Origin of the sequence: Sungkyunkwania multivorans (assembly GCF_042675645.1) — a bacterium.
GTDB classification, from domain to species: domain Bacteria; phylum Bacteroidota; class Bacteroidia; order Flavobacteriales; family Flavobacteriaceae; genus Sungkyunkwania; species Sungkyunkwania multivorans.
Genome location: NZ_JBHTJH010000010.1, coordinates 239,559 through 259,499, shown reverse-complemented (window position 1 = coordinate 259,499; position 19,941 = coordinate 239,559). Strand labels below are relative to the sequence as shown.

Genomic DNA, 19,941 nt, shown 5'->3' with positions numbered 1-19,941 from the left:
AGTGTAATGCTTTATAAGCTTCATCGACTTTAAGTCGATGAAGTTTTTTTATCTTCAAAAAATTGTATGAAGAAAATTTTATCTTTTGCCTTTTTGTTTGCGGTAGTTTGTGCTGCTTTAGGGCAGACCAAAGTAAGTGGTATTGTCCTGGACGACTTTGGTGACCCTGTACCCTTTGCCAATGTTATCTTCAAAGATTCATCCAAAGGCACGATTACCAATGATGATGGCCGATTTTATTTGGAGTCCGATGAACGATATGAAGCACTCATCGTTTCTTTTGTTGGATTTACCACCCAAGAGGTCGCTTTGGAGAAGAGTGTCACTTACAATCTCGAAATTACCTTGCCACAAGGTGAACAGTTAAAAGAGGTGATCGTCTACACTGGAAAACAGTCCAAGAAGAATAATCCAGCCGTTGATATTCTGAGAAAGATCTGGAACAGAAAACGCAACAACGGATTACGGCAGTTCGAACAATACCAATACGATAAATACGAAAAGATCGAGTTTGATCTGAATTCGATCGATAGCGCATTGATCAAGAGTAAGCTTTTTCGAGGTATGGAATTTATCTTTGAAGAGGTCGATACCTCAAGGGTGACGGGAAAGACCTATTTACCCATGTTTATCAATGAAGCATTTTCTCGAGTATATGGCGATAACGTGATCAAGGAAGAAAAGGAAAATCTCCTTGGAAACAAGAACTCTGGATTTAGTAGCAATCAGAATATCATCGGCTTTGTGAACGATCTGTATGCCGACTACGATATTTACGATAATTATCTAAAATTCTTTGATAAGAGTTTTGTGAGCCCACTTTCGAGAACAGGAATTGACACCTATAATTACGTGTTGGTAGATTCTGCCACCATAGACAACAAATGGTGCTACAATATCATATACTATCCTCGAAGAAAGAACGAACTTACCTTCAAAGGTGACTTCTGGGTGAACGATACTACTTGGGCCATCAAGAAGATCAATCTTCAAGTGACAAAGAGCGCAAACATCAATTGGGTAAAGGAAGTGTATATCGAACAGGAATTTGATGTCCTTAACGACTCGGTCTTTTTGGTAAAGCGAGACTATATGCTTACCGACTTTGCCTTGTCAAAAAAGGAAAAGTCGAGAGGTATTTATGGCAAGCGAACAACATTATATGATAATTATGCCTTCAACATAAAGAAGGACAAAGGTTTTTATGATGAAGAGGTCGACCCGTATAATCAGGCAATTTACGAACGCGACAGTGCCTTTTGGGCTAAGAATCGGTTAGAGAAGTTGAATGAGGACGAAATGGGAGTCTATAAGATGCTCGATACTCTAAAAACGGTCCCAAAGTTCAAGCGTCTGTATAGTTTAGGAAGCATCCTTGCTTCGGGATATGTTGAAGTGGATAAATGGGATTTCGATTATGGACCTATTTTTTCCACCTTTGGTTTTAATGATGTGGAAGGGATTCGGTTGCGAGCCGGAGGGCGCACCTATTTTGGCCCCAACGATCGCTGGCGACTGGAGGCTTACACGGCCTATGGTTTCAGGGATCAAAAGTTTAAATATGGCTTGTCTGGGAAATGGTTGTTAGATAGGAAGACAAGACTTACCATTGCAGGAGGAAATCGACGAGATGTAGAACAGACCGCCGTTAGCCTTTCTGCCACGACCGATGTTCTTGGGCGCAGCAATGCCTCATCGTCCTTGCTTGCCGCAGGAGACAATAGCAGACTTACGAATATAAACCTTACCACAGCCTCTGTTTCTTTTGAACCTTTCAAGAATTTGAACTTGAGCATCGGGGGGATCTATAAGACATTTAAATCTGCCTCTCCTGAAACTTTTAGCTTGGATTATATCGATGCTCTTTCCCCAACGGGGATTTCTTCAGAATTGAAACAGACAGAGATCAATGTCACCTTGAACTATACCCCAGGCAGAAGAACGATCGGCTATGGGGTAGAACGCAAGGACGAGAACGATAATTATACCAGATCTTTTTTAAGTTACACCAAAGGTGTAGACGGCTTTCTAGAGAGTGGATTCGATTATGAAAAACTGCAACTTTTCTATGCTAGGCCTTGGCAGGTAGGAGGATTTGGAAGACTCTATACCACCTTGGAAGTTGGGAAAACATTTGGAGAGGTCCCTCTAAGTTTGCTAAGTGTGGTCCCGGGAAATCAATCCTACTTTTCTATCTACAACACCTTCTCCCAACTCGATTTTTACGAATTTGTTACGGATACGTATGCCACCCTTCACATCGAGCATAATTTTAACGGCAGACTGTTCTCTAGGATCCCTTTGCTAAGAAAGCTGAATCTACGTGAGATCATCGGTGTACGAGGGGCTTGGGGTGATATTTCGGATGGTAACATCGCATTGAATCAACCCGCGTTTCAAAGCCTTACGTTAAATCCCAATGCCATTGCACCCAATGAGAAGATCTATTGGGAGTACTCTTTAGGTATAGGGAATATTTTCAAAGTTTTTCGTATCGACTTCAACTTTAGAGGCAATTACTTCGAAAACATCAATGCCAGAAAGTTTGGCGTCACCGGGTCCTTTGGTTTTTACTTTTAATAAGAACCATTTCATAAAAGGCATGTTGTCATCGAAAAGTGATGCGTTCATGTTCGCCATAGGCTTTGTTGTGAGATAGTAATTCATTTACGTCACGCTTTTATTCATCGTTCGAAAGCGCAATGATTTACACAAACTTAACCGCGAATACTTGCAGAAGCGCTAGTTTTCATTACTTTTGCACCCGCAATTGGAGAAACTGCAATTTTTTCCAGCGGCAATTTCAAGTTTAATTTTAATATTGCCCCAAAACGATAGCTTGGGTAAAAGAATAGAATATGAGTGCTAAAGAAAGACAAGTTTGTGACGTATTGATAGAGATTCCAAAAGGAAGCAGAAACAAATATGAGTACGATTTTGAATTGAAGAAGATTCGTTTCGACCGTATGTTGTTCTCCTCGATGATGTATCCGGCAGACTATGGTTTCGTGCCAGAAACTTTAGCTTTGGATGGAGATCCGCTAGATGTGCTGGTCTTAGGAGAGCAGCCTACATTTCCCATGTGTGTGGTAGAGGTGAAGCCGATAGGAGTATTTCATATGGCCGACGAGAAAGGGCCAGATGAAAAGATCATCTGCGTACCTGTGTCCGATCCCGTTTGGAACAAACTTAGCGATCTCAAAGATGTGAATCCTCACCTTATCAAAGAGATCGAACATTTCTTTCAAGTGTATAAAGACCTAGAAAAGAAAAAAGTCGATGTTGGTGGTTGGGGTGATGCAGACGAAGCATACGAAATATTAGACAAGTGTATAGCCCGCTACGAAAATAGCGAGCATAAAGCAAAGGAGAGCTTCACGATCTAATTTCCTACGATATTCATCATAAAATATGCAACCGCAGCTACGTCCATGTAGCTGCGGTCTCTTTATTGTCAAAAACTTGGCGGCACGCTTTTGGAGAGGTCCTACGAGAATTCACCAGACTTAATTCGTAATTAGCATTGATTTTGCTACTTTTACCGACATTAATTTAAAATACCTCTGTTTTATTTTGAAAACGAGGTAGGACTAATTTACTAACCAAATATTATATATGGAATCTAACATGATCTATGTGCCCATAGCATTATCTATCTTGGGTCTTATTTTTATGGCGATCAAAGCTTCTTGGGTGAAAAAACAAGATCCTGGAAACGAAAAGATGCAGTCAATCTCCAAAAGTATCAAAGAAGGAGCATTAGCTTTTTTAAATGCTGAATATCGCCTATTGCTTATTTTTGTTGTTATTGCCTCAGTTGCACTTTTTGCAATTTCTTATTTCGTCGATACGACGAGCTGGATGATCGTTCCTGCCTTTATCGTGGGAGCCATTTTCTCGGCACTTGCCGGAAACATCGGTATGCGAATCGCTACCGATGCCAACGCCCGCACAACACAAGCCGCAAGAACCAGTTTGCCACAAGCACTGAAAGTGTCTTTTGGAGGGGGAACCGTTATGGGTCTCGGTGTTGCTGGTCTCGCTGTTCTGGGCTTAAGCCTGTTCTTTATGTTCTTCACCAATCAATTTATCGGAGGAGAAGGTAGTTTTTACAATAACATGACGATAGTGCTAGAAGCATTGGCGGGATTTTCGCTAGGAGCAGAATCGATTGCACTTTTCGCACGTGTCGGGGGAGGGATCTATACAAAAGCTGCGGATGTCGGCGCAGACCTTGTTGGTAAGGTCGAAGCAGGTATCCCGGAGGATGACCCACGAAACCCGGCGACCATCGCTGATAATGTCGGTGACAACGTTGGAGATGTTGCCGGTATGGGTGCAGACCTTTTTGGTAGTTATGTGGCCACAGTATTGGCAGCTATGGTTCTTGGAAACTATGTTATCAAAGATATGAGTGATAACGGAGGTTTTAGCGATGCATTCAATGGTATGGGGCCTATTCTTTTACCCTTGGTCATTGCTGGGGTTGGTATTGTTGCTTCGATCATAGGTACATTCTTAGTGCGAATAAAAAATAATGACGCAAAAGAGGCGGAAGTGCAAAAGGCGTTAGACCTTGGAAACTGGACGGCCATCATTATAACTGCCATCGCTGGGTGGTTCTTGATTCGCTGGATGCTACCAGCTACTATGAAAATGAATTTCTTCGGAGAGGGAATCAAAGACATACCAAGCCGACATGTATTCTACGCCACCTTGATCGGTCTTGCCGTAGGGGCGTTGATATCGGCAGTAACGGCTTACTTTACGAGTTTAGGTAAAAAACCAGTAATGGATATCGTTCAAAATTCTTCTACTGGTGCCGCTACAAATATCATCGCAGGATTATCTGTGGGAATGAAATCCACTTTTGGATCGGTCCTACTCTTTGCAGCGGCAATCTATGGTTCTTATGAACTTGCAGGATTCTACGGTGTCGCATTAGCGGCTTCTGCTATGATGGCAACAACCGCAATGCAGCTTGCCATTGATGCTTTTGGTCCAATTGCAGACAATGCAGGTGGCGTTGCAGAAATGAGCGAGTTGCCAGAAGAAGTGAGAGGAAGAACTGATATTTTAGACTCCGTTGGAAATACGACTGCGGCTGTTGGTAAAGGATTCGCGATAGCTTCTGCAGCATTGACCGCTTTAGCGCTATTTGCAGCCTATGTGACCTTCACAGGAATAGACGGGATCAACATCTTTAGAGCAGATGTGTTGGCCATGCTTTTTGTTGGAGGCATGGTGCCTGTGGTCTTCTCGGCTTTGGCCATGCAATCCGTTGGAAAGGCAGCGATGAAGATGGTAGAAGAAGTGCGTCGGCAGTTTCGTGAAATTCCTGGTATCTTAGAAGGTACAGGAACTCCAGACTATGGGAAATGCGTCGATATCTCCACACAAGCCGCCCTCAAAGAAATGCTGCTGCCTGGTTTGATGACGATTATTTTCCCAATTATCATTGGATTTGTCTTTGGTGCTGAGCCGCTAGGAGGATATATGGCCGGTGTTTGTGTGAGTGGTGTAATGTGGGCCATCTTCCAAAACAATGCAGGAGGTGCTTGGGACAATGCAAAAAAATCTTTTGAAGCTGGTGTAGAGATCAACGGAGAAATGACCTATAAAGGCAGTGAGGCTCATAAGGCTGCGGTCACTGGAGACACCGTCGGGGATCCGTTTAAAGATACTTCGGGTCCATCGATGAATATCCTAATAAAGCTTACCTGTTTGGTAGGGTTGGTGATCGCACCGATCTTAGGCGGCCACGCAACGGAAACTGCCGTGGTAGAGGATGAGGTGAAAGAAATTACGGTAGAGACTAAGGATGCAAAAGAGGATTTGGCCTATATCATTAAATAGCCATCTTCGTCAATAAGCATAAAAAAAGCCACCTCAACGGTGGCTTTTTTTATGAACTTCTAAAACTGCTCCAGCAGGTAATTAATGAGGTCGGTAGTGGTTACGATACCGACAAGTTTACCATTATCAACAACTGGCAGCGCATGAAACTCCTTGCTCGCCAATATTTCGGCTACCTCCTTGATCGTGTCGGAGGCACCTACGGTAACGAGCTTCTTCGCCATCACCTGTTCTATGGTAAACATATTGTAAACCATCGTTTCAACCTCATTGTCATCGTCATCTACAGCATCAGCAAAGCTGATTCGCAACAGGTCGGTGTAACTAAGCATTCCAATGATCTTATTGTCTTTCACCACAGGGATATGCCGGATCTTTTTCTGTTTGAATAGCCTTTCAGCTGTAGTTAGATCATCCGTGCTATTAAGGGTTACTACATTTTTAGTCATTATTGACGAAACTGGCATTCTTTTTTTCATGATCGACCATTTATTTGATTCACACTTAAAACTAAAAATACTACCGTACAAAAAGTATGATAAATGTCAATTCTGAAGGTGCTCCATATCCGTTTCGCTAAAAGTGTATTGTATTCAGTAACTTGTTCCAAATATAAAGCCACGTGAGTCTGGCCAATTATAGATTAGGATAGTAAATGGTCGAAGTTTTGTTTGCTCATTCAAGTAGCCTTCAAATCCAGAAAGAGCCTATATGAAAATATTAAAGAAAATACTCAAACGTATCCTATTGACTATTGGGTCCTTGACTATTTTGCTGGTTATTGGCTATATTGTATTTGTCAATTTTTATCCCGCATTTGGTGGCGATGTTTCGGATAAGTTGAAAGCTACATATGAAGGTTCGGACAATTTTAGAGATGGTATTTTCGTCAATAAAAAGGAAGTGCCCGAAGATCATAGTTTTTTGGAAACGCTGCAGATCGCAAGAAAGTTTTTCTTTACCGAAGTTCCCAACGGAATCCCAAACGAGAATATAGAGGTTCAGAAGGTCGACTCTGCAAATGTCGCCGATTATCAAGGCAAAACAAGGTTGATCTGGTTTGGGCACTCTACTTTTCTGTTGCAGATGGAAGGTAAAACTATTCTTATCGACCCCATGTTTGGTGAAGTACCCGCTCCTCACCCTTGGTTAGGAAATGAACGTTTTAGTGAGAAATTGCCTATCGAAGTGGAAAAACTCCCAAGCATCGACGCGGTGATCCTCTCTCACGACCACTATGACCATTTGGATCATAAGACCATTCTCAAATTAAAGGATAAAGTTTCTCGCTTTTATACTCCTTTGGCCGTCGGAGTGCATTTGAAAGCATGGGGAGTAGAAGAATCACGTATAGTGGAACTCGATTGGTGGGACATCGTAAATTTTGGAGGCTTGCAATTTATTTGTACACCCGCGCAGCACTTTTCTGGGCGAAAATTAAATAATCGCCAGAGTACCTTATGGAGTTCTTGGGTGATAAGATCAGTTTCTGAATCAATTTTTTTTAGTGGAGATAGTGGCTATGGGCCACATTTCAAAGAGATAGGCGATGTGTATGGACCGTTCGATCTTGCAATGTTAGAATGTGGGCAATACAATGAGTCCTGGCCAGATGTTCACATGTTTCCTGAAGAAACCGCGCAAGCGGGAATTGATCTGCGAGCCAAAAAAATAATGCCAATTCATTGGGGTGCATTCAAACTGGCACTGCATGCTTGGACCGACCCTGTTGAACGCGTCACCAAAAAAGCGAACGAGCTTCAAATCCCAATTACTATTCCAGAGATTGGGGAACCCATCTTTCTCAAAGAAGATTCTTCTGAAAATAATTGGTGGTGGAGAAAAGAATAGGAAAATTAGAACAATCCGTGAAGTTCTGCCTCTACCTTGTTGATGATCTCGCCCAAATCCTCTGGCTTGTCTACAAAGTCCAGCTTGTCTACATCGATGATCAACAATTTCCCTTTGGTATAATTGTGTATCCAAGCCTCATAGCGTTCATTCAGCCGGCTCAAATAATCAATGCTGATAGAATTTTCATAATCCCTACCACGTTTGTGGATTTGCGCGACCAGATTGGAAATAGAGCTTCTTAAATAGATCAAAAGGTCTGGGGGTTGTACCAAACTCTCCATAAGATCGAATAAGGATTTGTAGTTCTCAAAGTCGCGATTGGTCATCAATCCCATGGCATGCAGGTTGGGAGCAAAGATATGCGCATCCTCATAGATGGTTCTGTCTTGGATGATCTGTTTGCCGCTCTCTCGTATTTCAAGGATCTGTCTAAATCTGCTGTTCAAAAAGTATATCTGAAGATTAAAGCTCCAACGTTCCATCTTCGTATAAAAATCATCGAGATATGGATTGTCAACTACATCTTCAAACTGCGCCTCCCATTTGTAGTGTTTTGCTAGTAATTTGGTCAATGTGGTCTTTCCTGCACCGATGTTTCCTGCGATAGCTACATGCATACTACTTCTGTTTTTTTGCTGAATTTAATGGGAGTTTTTCAATAAAATTTGGGCGGTAAATATACACGAATCCATCACTATGATGCAACTGCAGAAATGGCTTTTCGATAATATGTGCCTTTTTTGGTTGACTGGTGTTCTTCTGCCAATACCACAGCTCATTGTCTTTTTGCAACAATAAATTGCCATTGTGCTGCTCGATCTCAATATAGCCTTCATTTGGGAGGGTGGTAAGTAGGCTTCCATAAAAATTGAATTGGTATACCTTGGACTTCGTAAGCAACCAACAAAAATTGTAATTGCTCGTCATGGCAATAACGTCCTCTTTGATAGGCTGATTCAATGTTTGTACTTTTTCCGTTTGGTAATCAAATAACTCCAATTGATGATTGTCCAAGTTAAAGATCCAGAATTGCTTATCGATACCCGTCCTTGCATATTGAACGTTTCGAAAATTCCTGATCGTATTGAAATCTATCTTTTTTACTTCGTTCAAGGTATTATCTAGCTGTACCACCGTATTGAAATCTTGATAAAAAACGGTGATCTCCAGCGGGTTGAGAAGATCTACGCTAAAGATCTTTCCAAGTTGAAAATTATTATAGTTGTAGGTTTTCTTGTCGGTCTTTTTGAACAGTACGTTGTTTGTGATATAATAGAGGGCTCCAAAGGAATCTATTCCAACAAAACGATCCGCCTTCAAAGTGATGCTATCGCGGGTCAAAATATCGACCTCCTGCTGAGCAAATGACAACAAAGAACAAAAAAAGAAAATGAAAGAGTATCGTTTCATACGTTTCGAAAGTACGAAAAAGTACGCGGTTTAGCCTTTATTTAATCGAAGATAAAATTTCTGTATTCAAGAGGAATCAATATGGAGATATGAGTATCACGCATCGGATAATTTAAGGATTAAAATTTTTCACTGAGCTTCAAGAGTTCTCAGACGTCAACGACTAGCAAAGGGACCTGTCGGGCTTTCAAAACCCGGACAGGCCTTAAATCCTTAGGAACTATGCCATAATTCTCGAAAGTATCCTCAACGACCTTAGCTTTTAGTGCTTTATCGCATGACAACTGCAACCGGGTATCGTAAAACTCTGCGTTTCTTCATGCCACGGAAAAGCTGCATTGTATTTGTTATTTTCCCAATAGAATTTACCACGTGCCTTGGTCTCATTGCCGATCTCATTCATGGTTTCGGTGTCATATAAACGGCCATTGACCATCGTGTACCTTACCGAATTGGAGTTTTCAATGTCTTCCAAGGGATTCTCATCCAGCACGATCAAGTCCGCGAGTTTCCCAACTTTCAAAGAACCGAGCTCGTCGCCCATGCCTATATAATTGGCACCATTGATGGTTGCGGCCTTTAATGCCTCATGGTTACTCATTCCGCCAGCCTTAAGCATCCATAGTTCCCAATGGGCTCCCAAACCTTGCAATTGGCCATGGGCGCCCAAGTTGGCCTTCACACCGGCATCCGATAGTTTGGTGACGGTTTCCGAGACCAAGATATGACCATTCTTATATTCTTCTTGTGGAACTTTCGTGCGATGGCGACTTCTCGAATCCACAATATGACGTGGCGTATATTTTAAAAGTTTTTCGTTTTCCCATACATTGTCACGCTCATAATAAAAATATTCTCCATTCATTCCGCCATAATTGACGATCAAGGTAGGAGTGTAGCCAGATTGGCTGTTGCTCCAAAGGGTCACAACATCCTTGTAAACTGGAGCTACTGGAATATTATGCTCAACACCTGTATGTCCGTCCATGATCATCGTCATATTATGAAAGAAGTTAGACCCGCCCTCTGGAACTACATTTACACCCAATTCTTTGGCTGCTTGCATCACCTGCTGCCGCTGATCTCTTCGCGGTTGATTGTAGCTCTTTACAGAAGTTGCACCGAATGCTTTTGTTCTTCGAATGGCTGAACGCGCGTCATCCAGATCATTAATGACCGCCTTGAAGTCGCCATCTGCGCCATAAAGGATAAAACCTGTGGAATAAATTCTTGGGCCTACCATTTCTCCACTTTTTACCAATTCGGAAAGACCAAATACTGTTTCGCTATTGGCAGAAGGATCGTGTGCCGTGGTAACTCCAAAAGCGAGATTGGCATATAATTGCCAATGCTTTTTAGTGTTAAGTCCATCCCTAAACGCACCAATATGGGCATGGGCATCGACAATCCCTGGCATGATCGTCTTTCCAGTGGCGTCATATATCTTTGTTCCTTTGGGAATGATCATACCAGCTGGGTCTCCCGAAATTGCTTCAATTTTATTTCCATTGATGAGGATCGTACCATTCTGGATCACTTCGTCACCTTCCATGGTGATAATTCTAGCATTGGTAAACGCAATTCGTCCCTCTGGCTTGTCGGTCATCGCTTTTAGCCCAACTTTGATGCCTTTTTCACTCATTGGTGGAATACTGTCGGGTGAATTCTTTAAATAGGTAAAGCGCTCGTGGATGTCGTTACTGAAATAGTCATCACCCAAGGTCCAATGTAGTTTTGTGCCATTATTGCTCCAATGCAAATTGTAACCTGCATCTTTTGCCACTTGTGTTACAGGAAATGCCTTCGTCTTGGGGTCAAATTCCACGATTTGTCCGGTAAGAACCATAGGCGTCACATAGGCCTTGTGCAAGTTGGAGAACAAAAGCCATTTATTATCTGGTGAAGGAACGATGCTATTGGCATACTTCGATTTGAAATGGGTGCGTTCGTCTTTTCCATTGAGATCGACGCTCTTCAATTCTTTGGTCAATGAACCAAAAAACTGTCCACCAGTTTGAAAAATTACGCGTTTTCCATCAGCACTAAAAGATGGATTGATGCCACGTTCGGCTAATTTTTTTATGTTTTTTCCGCTGACATCCATGGTGTATATACCAGGTTCTTTGGTGAAAGTACGCCCTTGGTCACTATTGCCGCGTTGTTTTCCATATACGATGCTTTTCCCATCTGTGGAAAAAGAGGGGAAACGATAGATTCCCTTTTCAGCTGTCAGCTTTATTGGACTTCCACCTTTTGCGGAAATTTTATAAATGCCTCCCAGTGGTTCGTCATCCCATGTTACATAAACGATTTCTTTTCCATCGGGAGAAAAATCTGGTTCGAATTCAAAGTCTTTGCTTTCGGTCAATCTTTTAGGTTTTCCGTTGGGTAATTTCTTGGTCCAAAGACGGCCCAATGCACTGAAGACGATGGTCTTTCCATCGGGTGACGTCTTTACATGACGAATCACTTTTGCATCAAACATATCTGAATCCACCTTATGCTTGGCGCGATGGGTCTCCGCAATTTTAATATTGGTACGTACGTTAAAAGGCATGCTTGAAACTTTGGAAGTTTCGATGTTCACCTTATGAATTTTTCCTCCCGCCCAAAAAACAATTTCTTTATTATTGGGCATCCAGCTCATATTGGGATACGTACCAAAGATCGCCCAAGCCTCCATTTGATCTTTATTCAGTTGGTCATATACTGGCCATTCCTCTCCTGTTTGCAGATCATGTATAAAAAGCACGGTCTTTGTACGAATTCGTTTTATGAAAGCCAGTTTCTTTCCATCGCGAGAGATCGTTGGTCGAGAAGCGCTTCCAGGACCGCCAGTGACGGTAATGGTCTTTCCATTTTCAAAATTATATCGCTTGATCACGTAGATCTGCGAGTTGGGATCTTTGTTATATTGAAAATAACCGCCTGGATACATATCCTCACAATAATAGAGATGCATTCCATCATTGGAGATCGATGGTTCATTAACGTCTTGCTGGTCATTCTTGCGTTTGGTTAATTTAAGGCCACTTCCGCCGGTAATGTGATATTGCCACATTTCTCCTGCACCCACAGAGCGTTGTGAAGTAAAATGCTTTCTTGCGATCAACGAGTTGCCATCGGGGGTCCAAATGGCATTGTTCAGCAGTTGAGATTTCTCCTTGGTAATTTGCCTTGCGTTGCTACCATCGGTATTCATGATCCAAATATTATCGCCTCCGCCAGCATCAGAAGTAAACGAGATCTTTTTGCCGTCAGGACTAAATCTGGGCTGCACTTCAAAGGCCAGTCCCGTTCGAAGCGCTTTGGCCTTTCCTCCGCTAATAGGCATGATATAAATATCACCCAAAAGGTCAAAGGTGATCTGCTGCCCATCCGGGCTCACATCCAGATTCATCCAAGTACCCTCGTTAGTATCGAGACTCACTTCATTGATTTTCCAGTTTTCATAGGGATTGGAGACATCCCACGTCTCATCGTCTTTTTTATCTTGTGCGAAAACAAGGCCAGGGGCCATGAAGGTCAACACCATCAGCTTGATTTTGTCGATCATTTTTATTCTTTTAAAGGCCCTAAGATAACTATAATTATAGCCCATTTGTTAAAGCAATTCTTAAAACGGCCAAATGATTTTTCAAAACAAAACATTTTCATACATTTGCCTGCAATTAATCCATGAGGAAAGATTTGACTGATTGCAACCTCATTAAAAATGCTAAAGCAGTTTACCTGAATTTATTTCAGTTTCTCTACTCGAGACCTGTAAGCACTTTTTACACGCATCGTCAAATCTCTCCTTAAAATTTAGAAATTAGACTATGGCATATTTGTTTACGTCCGAATCCGTAAGCGAAGGACATCCAGATAAGGTTGCAGACCAGATCAGTGACGCATTATTGGACAACTTTTTGGCATTTGACCCAGATAGTAAGGTGGCTTGTGAAACTTTAGTGACAACGGGCCAAGTAGTATTGGCAGGAGAAGTAAAGAGCAACACCTATTTGGATGTTCAAAATATTGCTCGCGAAGTGATCAATAATATCGGGTATACCAAAGGAGAGTATAAATTTAGTGGTGACTCTTGTGGGGTGATCTCACTGATTCACGAACAATCACAGGACATTAACCAAGGGGTTGATCGCGCGACCAAAGAAGAGCAAGGAGCTGGTGACCAAGGAATGATGTTTGGCTATGCCACTAAGGAGACGCATAACTACATGCCATTGGCATTGGATATCTCTCATAAAATACTACAAGTTCTGGCTGATCTTCGTCGCGAAGGAAAGGAGATCGATTACTTGAGACCGGATGCAAAGGCGCAGGTAACTATCGAGTATAGCGACGACAATATGCCCCAGCGCATCGATACGATCGTTGTCTCTACCCAGCATGACGATTTTGATGCCGAAGAGGCAATGTTGGCGAAGATCAAAGAAGATATTATCAATATTTTGATACCAAAGGTCGTAGCACAATTGCCAGATTATGTCCAAAAATTGTTCAATGAGAATATCAGCTACCACATCAATCCTACAGGAAAATTTGTAATTGGTGGTCCGCATGGCGATACAGGATTGACCGGTCGTAAGATCATCGTTGACACCTATGGAGGAAAAGGAGCGCACGGCGGCGGTGCCTTTAGTGGAAAAGATCCGAGTAAAGTAGATAGGAGCGCGGCCTATGCAGCACGTCATATTGCTAAGAATCTAGTAGCAGCTGGTGTCGCAGATGAGGTTCTGGTACAAGTGAGTTATGCGATTGGGGTTGTTGAGCCTACTTCGATCTTTATCGATACCTATGGAACGGCGAATGTGGACCTGAACGATGGAGAGATAGCAAAGAAAGTCTCCCAGCTTTTTGATATGCGACCATTCGCAATCGAGGAACGATTGAAACTCCGCAATCCGATATACCTGGAGACGGCGGCCTATGGCCATGTTGGAAAAGAACCGCGAATAGTCACCAAGACATTCGAATCACCCTATAACAATGCTGGGCGTGTGGAAAAGAAGGTAGAGCTTTTCACCTGGGAGAAGTTGGATTATGTCGAAAAGGTAAAAGAGGTATTTGGGCTTTAATACTTTGAATATGCTGCTCTTTTAAAAGAGTTCCTACCCTATGCGAAGGCAGAGAAACCAAAAGGCGGGATACTTATTGTCGATTTAAAAATTATCCCGCCCGATTATTATCAATCTATTAAAAAAGTAGATTTTAAGGATAAAGACTTGGATATTAAATTTTTATTTCTGAATCTTTGAAAAGACAAAAGTTCTAAATTTTATTGAATTGTTATCAAGAAAGGCAGAGGGAATAGACCCGTTGAAGCCTTAGCAACCCTTTGGGTAACCAATGAAGGTGCTACATTCTACCTTGCATACTGCAAGGACAGATAACCCGCGAAAGCAACACTTCAACGCTTTCGTTCACTCACTTTTCTTGTTAATCGATCAATATTCAGCCGTATGCTGAGGCTAACAAAGATTTATTTAACACTAAAGAAAGAACCATGAGTGACCAGAAATTTTCGACCAATGCATTGCATGCAGGCCATGATGTAACCAAGAATGGAGGAACGCGAGCTGTACCGATCTATCAAACCACCTCCTATGTTTTTGACGATGCGGACCACGCTGCCAATCTATTCAATCTTTCCCAACCGGGATTTATATACACTAGATTGAACAACCCAACAAACGATGTTCTAGAACAGCGCTTGGCCACTTTAGAAGGTGGGATCGCCGCCGTCGTTACGGCTTCAGGGACAGCCGCTATCTCCACGGCACTCTTAACATTGTTAAGAACTGGAGACCATATTGTGGCATCTAGCAGTTTGTACGGAGGAACCTATAATTTACTGAGTAATACCTTACCGAGACTGGGTATCACCACCACTTTTGTGGACCCTTCCGACCCAGCAAACTTTAGAAAGGCGGCACAAGAGAATACCAGAGTTTTCTTTATAGAATCGCTAGGGAATCCAAAACTTGACGTTTTAGACCTTCAAGGAATAGCTGACGAGGCCAAAGCATTCAAAGTGCCACTCATCGTTGATAATACTGTGGCAACGCCTGCTTTGTTAAACCCGATCGAATATGGGGCAAATATTGTGATCCATTCATTGACAAAATATATCGGAGGAAACGGAACGTCGCTCGGGGGCGTCATCATCGATGCTGGAACCTTTGATTATGGAAATGGTAAATTTCCAGAATTCACTGAACCGTCGCCAGGTTATCATGGACTGGTGTATCACGAGGTGCTCGGTCCTGCAGCATTTATTGCTAAAGTAAGGATTGAAGGACTTAGAGATTATGGTGGAGCGCTAAGCCCTTTTAATGCATTTCAGATTCTACAAGGCCTTGAAACCTTGGAGGTCCGTATCAAAAAGCATAGTGAGAATGCATTGTCGCTTGCAAAATGGCTGGAGCAGCAAAAAGAAGTGTCATGGGTCAATTATCCTGGACTGGAAAGCAGTAAATACAAAAAATTGTCTGAGAGATACTTGCCAAAAGGGCAAAGTGGAATTGTCACTTTTGGTGTAAAAGGTGGATTCGAATCCGCTAAGACGGTTGCTAACGAGACGAAGATTTTCTCCTTGTTGGCAAATATCGGAGATACCAAGTCGTTGATCATCCATCCTGCAAGTACTACCCATCAACAGCTGAATGACGCCTCCCAAGAGTCAACAGGAGTGACGAAAGATCTCATACGTCTCTCAGTAGGCCTCGAGGATATAGAGGATTTGAAGTCCGACCTTACCGCTGCCTTCGCCAAAATAGATCGGTCGGTATTTGCATAATTCGATTGATAGGACCCGCAAAGATTTTTACAAGACCTGCAAGGTTTCCAGAACCTTGTAGGTCTCAGAAAAAAGTAAAGTGAATATAAGTTAAGTATGACTGAGCTTCAACATATCAAGATAAAAAACTTTAAAACCGAAAGTGGGGTCGACTACGTGGAGATTCCATTATCCTACCAAGTCTTTGGCAGACGATTAATGGATGCTCCAGTGGTTTTAGTAAATCATGCCTTAACGGGAAATTCCGAGGTCGCCGGCGAATCGGGATGGTGGAAAGACATCATCGGGGAAGGCAAACTCATCGATACAAACGACTATTCCATTCTGGCGTTCAACGTTCCTGGTAATGGCTTTGATGACTTTCTTGTAAAGTCCTACAAAGACTTTAACGCCAGAGATGTCGCTCGCATCTTTGCATTAGGGGTCGAGCAGTTACAGATCAAAAAGTTATACGCCGCTATCGGTGGTTCGGTCGGTGGTGGAATTGCTTGGGAGCTAGCTGCATTAAGGCCAACATTGATAGAAAATTTAATTCCCATCGCTTCCGATTGGAAATCTACAGATTGGCTGATCGCCAACTGTTTGGTACAAGATCTTATCTTGAACAATTCCTCGAATCCTGTACACGATGCAAGGGTACATGCCATGCTTTGTTATCGCACACCCGAATCATTTCGCGAACGCTTCAATCGTACGACCAATATCGATTTGAATATGTTCAACATAGAAAGCTGGTTGTTACATCATGGCAAAAAGCTAAAGCAACGTTTTCAACTTTCATCCTATAAATTGCTCAATCAGCTCTTGGCGACCATCGATATTTCTCGAGGCAGGGAGTCTTTTTTAGAAATTGCATCGAGGATCCAATCCAATATATACATCGTAGCGGTGGATACCGACCTTTTTTTTACTGCAAAGGAGAATAAAGAAACGTTGACGGCACTGTCCAAAGTAAAAGATAATGTGTTTTATAAAGAGATTCGATCGGTGCACGGGCATGATGCTTTCCTCATTGAGTTTGAGCAATTAGAGCAATTGTTAACTGAAGTGTTCAGAAATGAGAATTATAAAGATAACCGCCAGATTTCGGTGGCCTAAGGTGAACGAGCATCGAATTGATAAATCAGAATTCAAACGAAAATGAAATATTCAGAAAGTAAAGACGTGATGACGCCATCGGGGAACAGAGGGCCTAAGACCATCAATATTGTTCTTTTCGGAATAGGGAATGTAGGAGGCACTCTTATAAAACAAATCGAAGAGGCGCAACCTAGATTTCTTGCCAAAGGGCTGCAAATTCATATTCCGGTCATCGCCAATTCTAATACGGCGTTTTTCGCAAAGCCCAATGCCGAAAAAGGATGGGAAGCTGGTTTTAAATCATTCGGGTTTCCACAGTTTATTCAAGATATCTTCAAATTTGTAAAAGAGAATGAACTGAAAAACCTCATTGCCGTTGATGCTACAGCGAGTGCGGATCTAGTCGGTGAATATTTCAGCTTGATAGAAAATGGTTTTCATATTGTATCGGCGAATAAAATTGCCAATACGCTCGATGTTGCGTTTTACACCAAACTTCGTGATACTCTAAAAAAGCATCATAGAAGATTCTTGTACGAGACCAATGTTGGCGCTGGCCTCCCTGTGATAGAGACCATCAAGAATTTGCACGATTCGGGCGAACGCATCACCAGAATAAGAGGCGTTTTTTCTGGGTCATTGAGTTATATTTTCAATCGTTTTTCGGCAGAAGAAAAATCCTTTGCCGACATCTTAAAGGAGGCTTCAGAAAATGGGTATACCGAACCTGATGCTCGTGAGGATCTCTCTGGAAATGATGTGGCACGAAAATTATTGATCTTGGCACGCGAACTGGACCTGAAACGCGAATTCGAAGACGTCAAGGTAGATTCACTCATTCCAACACAATTGAATGGAAAGACAAGTGTCAACGAATTTAAACGAAGAATCGATGAGCTGAACCCGACCTTTGAAAATAAAAAGAATCAACAGGCAAAAGGGCATGTATTAAGATATGTGGGAGAATTATCCGTCACAGAAGAGCGATTGGATGTTAAATTGGTGTCCACACCTGCAGATTCTCCCTTAGGCCAACTCAAGGGAGCCGACTCCTTAATAGAGATATACTCGGATTCTTATAAAAAGCAGCCTTTGGTCATTCAAGGTGCCGGCGCGGGTAAAGAGGTCACCGCACGTGGGGTACTGGGGGATATCGTTAAATTAGCGGAGAATTTAATTTAGAGATATGAAAATCACACTAGAACGAAAGGACAACGATTTCCACTTCGAAACAAAAAATGACCGGGGACATGTGGTCTACATAGATCACAAAGCAAAAGGAGAAAAGGCCGAGGGCCCTAGCCCCATGGAATTGCTTTTGATGGGGGTTGTTGGTTGCAGTGCCATCGATGTCGTCTCAATACTTAAAAAACAGCGTCAAGAAATTACAAGTTATAAGGCAGAGGTCGTTGGGGATAGGGTGGAAGTGGATGGTGCGAAGCCCTTTAAAGATATCCATGTTACCATTTCACTGGAAGGACAGATCACTCCTGAAAAGGCCTATCGCGCTGCCCAACTCTCTTTTGAAAAATATTGTTCTGTCTCCAAAACCATAGAGCCTACCGCAACCATTCATTACAATGTAAATCTTAATGGACAAACGATTGAAAAATAGCAGAACCTTCGTTGGAGATGAACAGGGGCTGAACTTCGAAACAACCGCCATAAGGACCCAGAATGAGCGCTCACAATTTCAAGAGCATTCGACTCCCTTATATCTTACGTCCAGCTTTGTATTTGAGGATGCCGAAGAGATGCGCGCCTCCTTTACCGAGGAAAAGGACCGTAACATCTACAGCCGTTTTACCAATCCGAACACAAGTGAGTTCGTAGAAAAAATATGTAAACTGGAAGGAGCTGAAGCTGGTTATGCCTTCGCAACAGGGATGAGTGCGGTTTTCTCCACCTTTGCCGCCTTGCTGAACAGTGGCGACCATATTTTGTCGGCGCGTTCGGTCTTTGGGTCTACACATACCTTATTTACTAAGTATCTACCAAGGTGGCAGATAGATACGACCTACTTTAAGGTCGATGAGATCGATACCATAGACGATCTCATTCAAGAAAACACAAAAGTGATCTATGCCGAATCGCCGACGAATCCTGGCGTCGATATCATCGATCTAGAAAGGCTTGGATCGATTGCAAAAAAACATGGCCTGCTGTTGATCATCGATAACTGCTTCGCCACCCCCTATTTACAGAATCCCATAAAATATGGGGCGGATCTGGTGATCCATTCCGCGACCAAACTGATCGATGGGCAAGGTAGGGTCTTAGGAGGGGCTACCGTCGGAAAAGCTGATTTGATTCGGGAGATCTATCTTTTCAGCAGAAATACCGGTCCTGCGCTATCACCATTCAACGCATGGGTGCTTTCAAAAAGTTTAGAGACCTTGGCGGTGCGCGTAGACAGGCATTGCGAGAATGCAATGAAAATTGCTCAATTCTTAGAGGAACACGAGTGTGTGAATTGGGTAAAGTATCCCTTCTTGAGATCGCATCCACAATATGAAATTGCGAAAAAACAGATGCGCCAAGGCGGTAATATCATTTCCTTCGAAATAAAGAGTGGTATAGAGGCTGGAAGAAAGTTTTTGAACAATGTTCAACTGTGTTCCTTATCTGCTAATTTGGGTGACAGCCGGACGATCGTTACGCATCCTGCATCGACGACGCATAGCAAACTTTCTGAGGAGGATAGAGGTGAAGTGGGTATTACAGACGGACTCGTCCGGGTCTCGGTCGGATTGGAACATGTTGATGATGTGATCAAAGATTTAGGTCAGGCATTGGAAATTTCGAAAATTTAGGGATTCGATATTATACTTCTGTTATTTTAATCCACTCTCATTGAGAATTAGTTAATTTTTTTAAAAGCTGTAAGAATCTAAAGAAATAAAGACTACATTTGAATAATCTACTAAATCTATAGATTA

Annotated in this window: 13 protein-coding genes, 1 pseudogene and 1 riboswitch; of the genes and pseudogenes, 10 read left to right on the top strand and 4 right to left on the bottom strand. The window is 42.4% G+C overall.

Annotated elements, in window-relative coordinates; translation table 11 throughout:
* Nucleotides 1-66 precede the first annotated feature (66 nt).
* From ACFQ1M_RS11310 to ACFQ1M_RS11300, 3 genes and pseudogenes are all read left to right on the top strand, one after another.
* Nucleotides 67-2,580: a DUF5686 and carboxypeptidase-like regulatory domain-containing protein gene (locus ACFQ1M_RS11310; RefSeq protein ID WP_386408255.1), complete on the top strand. Its 2,514-nt coding sequence runs from the start codon at nucleotides 67-69 to the stop codon at nucleotides 2,578-2,580.
* A 278-nt stretch (nucleotides 2,581-2,858) separates the two neighbouring features.
* Entirely contained in the window at nucleotides 2,859-3,386 is a 528-nt protein-coding gene (locus tag ACFQ1M_RS11305; protein WP_386408253.1) for an inorganic diphosphatase, read from the top strand.
* Nucleotides 3,387-3,615: 229 nt separating this feature from the next.
* A pseudogene (locus ACFQ1M_RS11300) lies at nucleotides 3,616-5,778 on the top strand (sodium-translocating pyrophosphatase); the annotation flags it as partial.
* A gap of 137 nt (nucleotides 5,779-5,915) precedes the next feature.
* Here the strand turns inward: ACFQ1M_RS11300 and ACFQ1M_RS11295 are convergent.
* Nucleotides 5,916-6,335, bottom strand: coding sequence for a CBS domain-containing protein (locus ACFQ1M_RS11295; RefSeq protein WP_386408251.1), 420 nt, complete (start codon nucleotides 6,333-6,335; stop codon nucleotides 5,916-5,918).
* Between the two features lie 232 nt (nucleotides 6,336-6,567).
* On the opposite strand from ACFQ1M_RS11295, the gene ACFQ1M_RS11290 reads away from it, so the two are divergent.
* The gene (locus tag ACFQ1M_RS11290) at nucleotides 6,568-7,707 is read left to right on the top strand and encodes an MBL fold metallo-hydrolase (RefSeq protein ID WP_386408249.1); all 1,140 of its coding nucleotides are present in this window, start codon (nucleotides 6,568-6,570) and stop codon (nucleotides 7,705-7,707) included.
* 5 nt (nucleotides 7,708-7,712) lie between these two features.
* Here ACFQ1M_RS11290 and ACFQ1M_RS11285 read toward each other — a convergent pair whose 3' ends face one another.
* From ACFQ1M_RS11285 to ACFQ1M_RS11275, 3 genes are all read right to left on the bottom strand, one after another.
* The gene (locus ACFQ1M_RS11285; RefSeq protein ID WP_386408247.1) at nucleotides 7,713-8,327 is read right to left on the bottom strand and encodes a deoxynucleoside kinase; all 615 of its coding nucleotides are present in this window, start codon (nucleotides 8,325-8,327) and stop codon (nucleotides 7,713-7,715) included.
* A 1-nt stretch (nucleotide 8,328) separates the two neighbouring features.
* Nucleotides 8,329-9,120: a hypothetical protein gene (locus ACFQ1M_RS11280; protein WP_386408245.1), complete on the bottom strand. Its 792-nt coding sequence runs from the start codon at nucleotides 9,118-9,120 to the stop codon at nucleotides 8,329-8,331.
* A 262-nt stretch (nucleotides 9,121-9,382) separates the two neighbouring features.
* The gene (locus tag ACFQ1M_RS11275) at nucleotides 9,383-12,676 is read right to left on the bottom strand and encodes an amidohydrolase family protein (RefSeq protein ID WP_386408243.1); all 3,294 of its coding nucleotides are present in this window, start codon (nucleotides 12,674-12,676) and stop codon (nucleotides 9,383-9,385) included.
* Nucleotides 12,677-12,941: 265 nt separating this feature from the next.
* On the opposite strand from ACFQ1M_RS11275, the gene metK reads away from it, so the two are divergent.
* The 6 genes from metK (at nucleotide 12,942) to ACFQ1M_RS11245 (ending at nucleotide 19,815) form a co-directional block, all read left to right on the top strand.
* The gene (gene metK, locus ACFQ1M_RS11270; RefSeq protein ID WP_386408241.1) at nucleotides 12,942-14,201 is read left to right on the top strand and encodes a methionine adenosyltransferase; all 1,260 of its coding nucleotides are present in this window, start codon (nucleotides 12,942-12,944) and stop codon (nucleotides 14,199-14,201) included.
* 208 nt (nucleotides 14,202-14,409) lie between these two features.
* A riboswitch (SAM riboswitch) is annotated at nucleotides 14,410-14,519 on the top strand.
* A gap of 110 nt (nucleotides 14,520-14,629) precedes the next feature.
* Nucleotides 14,630-15,922: an O-acetylhomoserine aminocarboxypropyltransferase/cysteine synthase family protein gene (locus tag ACFQ1M_RS11265; protein WP_386408239.1), complete on the top strand. Its 1,293-nt coding sequence runs from the start codon at nucleotides 14,630-14,632 to the stop codon at nucleotides 15,920-15,922.
* Nucleotides 15,923-16,018: 96 nt separating this feature from the next.
* On the top strand, nucleotides 16,019-17,020 hold the full coding sequence (locus tag ACFQ1M_RS11260; protein WP_386408237.1) for an alpha/beta fold hydrolase: 1,002 nt from the start codon (nucleotides 16,019-16,021) through the stop codon (nucleotides 17,018-17,020).
* A 42-nt stretch (nucleotides 17,021-17,062) separates the two neighbouring features.
* Nucleotides 17,063-18,184 carry an aspartate kinase gene (locus ACFQ1M_RS11255; RefSeq protein ID WP_386408235.1) on the top strand — a complete coding sequence of 374 codons (1,122 nt, stop codon included), beginning with the start codon at nucleotides 17,063-17,065 and terminating at the stop codon, nucleotides 18,182-18,184.
* Nucleotides 18,185-18,188: 4 nt separating this feature from the next.
* Nucleotides 18,189-18,617 (top strand): OsmC family protein, encoded by a 429-nt coding sequence (locus ACFQ1M_RS11250; RefSeq protein ID WP_386408233.1) that lies wholly within the window; start codon nucleotides 18,189-18,191, stop codon nucleotides 18,615-18,617.
* Entirely contained in the window at nucleotides 18,595-19,815 is a 1,221-nt protein-coding gene (locus ACFQ1M_RS11245; protein ID WP_386408231.1) for a trans-sulfuration enzyme family protein, read from the top strand. The genes ACFQ1M_RS11250 and ACFQ1M_RS11245 overlap by 23 nt, the downstream gene beginning before the upstream one ends.
* Nucleotides 19,816-19,941 lie beyond the last annotated feature (126 nt).